Origin of the sequence: Nocardia vinacea NBRC 16497, from assembly GCF_000308835.1 — a bacterium.
GTDB classification, from domain to species: domain Bacteria; phylum Actinomycetota; class Actinomycetes; order Mycobacteriales; family Mycobacteriaceae; genus Nocardia; species Nocardia vinacea.
This window is the reverse complement of the sequence record NZ_BAGN01000083.1, coordinates 1-2,232: the sequence shown is the minus strand read 5'-3', so window position 1 is coordinate 2,232 and position 2,232 is coordinate 1. Positions and strand designations below refer to the sequence as shown.

3 protein-coding genes are annotated in these 2,232 nt (G+C 66.8%); all 3 read left to right on the top strand.

The annotated features are described in order from the left end of the window. Nucleotides 1-460 (top strand): 2-oxo acid dehydrogenase subunit E2 (locus ON44_RS10380; protein ID WP_040688503.1); only part of this gene is annotated, 460 nt, incomplete at its 5' end. A 23-nt stretch (nt 461-483) separates the two neighbouring features. Continuing rightward, nucleotides 484-1,389 (top strand): TIGR01777 family oxidoreductase, encoded by a 906-nt coding sequence (locus ON44_RS10375; protein ID WP_040688500.1) that lies wholly within the window; start codon nt 484-486, stop codon nt 1,387-1,389. 108 nt (nt 1,390-1,497) lie between these two features. Next, nucleotides 1,498-2,031: a GNAT family N-acetyltransferase gene (locus tag ON44_RS10370; protein WP_040688496.1), complete on the top strand. Its 534-nt coding sequence runs from the start codon at nt 1,498-1,500 to the stop codon at nt 2,029-2,031. The last annotated feature ends 201 nt before the right edge of the window (nt 2,032-2,232 follow it).

Genomic DNA, 2,232 nt, shown 5'->3' with positions numbered 1-2,232 from the left:
GGAGATCACCTACCACGCCTCGGTGCACCTCGGCATCGCCGTCGACACCGAGCAGGGTCTGCTGTCCCCGGTGATCCACAACGCCAGCGACCTGTCGCTGGCCGGACTGGCCCGCGCCATCGCCGATATCGCCAACCGCGCCCGCACCGGTGGCCTCAAGCCGGACGAGCTGGCCGGTGGCACCTTCACCATCACCAATATCGGCAGCCAGGGCGCGCTGTTCGACACCCCGATCCTGCTTCCGCCGCAGGTGGGCATGCTCGGCACGGGTGCGATCGTCAAGCGTCCGGTGGTGGTCACCGATGAGACCGGTAACGAGTCCATCGGCGTTCGGTCCATGTGCTACCTGCCGCTCACCTACGATCACCGCCTCATCGACGGCGCCGACGCCGGTCGCTTCCTGACCACGATCCGGCACCGGCTCGAGGAAGCGGCGTTCGAGGCGGACCTCGGTCTGTAGTCGGAAAGGGTCGTCTGTCGCGTATGAAGGTGGTGATCGCCGGTTCGTCCGGGCTGATCGGGACGGCACTCGTCGCGGCGCTGCGCCGCGAGGGGCACGAAGTCGCCAGACTGGTACGCCGCTCACCCAACGCACCGGACGAATACCGCTGGGATCCCGCTCGCGCCGATCTGGACGAGCGGGCCCTGCGGGGTGCCGACGCGCTGGTCAACCTCTGCGGGGCGAGCATCGGCGGGCGGCGCTGGAACGGCAGCTACAAACAGGAGCTGCGTGACAGTCGGCTGACCCCGACCGATGTCCTGGCCAATGCGGTGGCCGCCGCTGGTGTGCCGGTGCTGGTGAATGCCAGCGGCGTGCACTACTACGGCGGCGCCACCGGCAACCGGGTGGTCGACGAAACCACGCCCGCGGGAACGGGTTTCCTTGCCACCCTCTGCCGGGACTGGGAGGCCGCGACCAAACCCGCCGTCGATGCGGGTGTGCGCACTGTGTTGCTGCGCAGTGCGGTGGTGCTGTCCCATCACGGCGGCATGCTCGGCATGCTGCAGCCGCTGTATTCGCTCGGACTCGGTGGCCGACTCGGCAATGGACGGCAGTACACGCCGTGGATCTCGATGGCCGATGAGATCGGCGCGATCATCTTCGCGCTTACCCACGACAGCATTGCCGGGCCGATCAATTCGGTTGGTCCGGCACCGGTCACCAATGCCGAATTCAATCGGGCACTGGGCCGCGTGCTGCACCGGCCGACCCCATTCGTGGTGCCCGCGTTCGCATTACGCGCGCTGATCGGCGAATTCGCCGAAGAGGCGATCCTGAACGGGCCGCGCGCGATCCCGACGGCGCTGGAAGATGCGGGTTATCCGTTCCAGCACCAGACGATCGGTGCCGCACTCGCGGCTGCCTTGGGCCATGATGACGACCGATGACGCCGGACCCGAGACCGGCAGTGCGTTGACCGCGCGCCGACATTCACCGGCAGCACAATGGTCCAGGCACCGGAGACCAATTGCCAAGCGTCCCCACGGAGTAGATCGATGACTGAGCTAGACACCCGGGGTGCCACCGTCATCCGCGACGCGCATGAGGGCGATCTGCCCGAGATCCTCGTCATCCACAATGCGAATATCGCCACCTCTACCGCCATCTGGGATCACGAGCAGGTCGATCTCGACGATCGGCGCGCCTGGTTCCGCGGGCGCACCGCCGCCGGGCTGCCCATTCTGGTCGCCGATATCGGCGGGGAGGTCGCCGGTTACGCCAGCTACGGCCCGTGGCGGACCCGATCGGGTTACCGCTTCACCGTGGAGAACTCGGTCTACGTCGCCGACCGTTTCCACCGCCGCGGTATTGCCAGCGCCCTGCTCACCGCGCTGATCGAGCGCGCCCGCCGAGCGGGCACCGTGCACGCCATGGTCGCCGCGATCGAATCCAGCAATACCGGTTCGATCGCGCTGCACGAGCGATTCGATTTCTGCACCGTCGGGGAGCTGCCGGAAGTGGGCCGCAAATTCGGTCGCTGGATGGATCTGACGCTGATGCAACTGACCCTGCCGGTCGAGGGCGACTAGCGACTCTCGGATCCGCTGAACTAAACCCGGCTATCCTGTGGCATCCGCCACACCGTACTGGTTCATTCGGCGCTGACACTGGGCGTACCGTCAAGGGCGTGAACGACACGCGTACCACGTGGTCCGCCCGATTCGATACGACCCCGATCGTGGTCGAGGATCTCGGACTCATCGATTACCACAGCGCCTGGGAAATTCAGC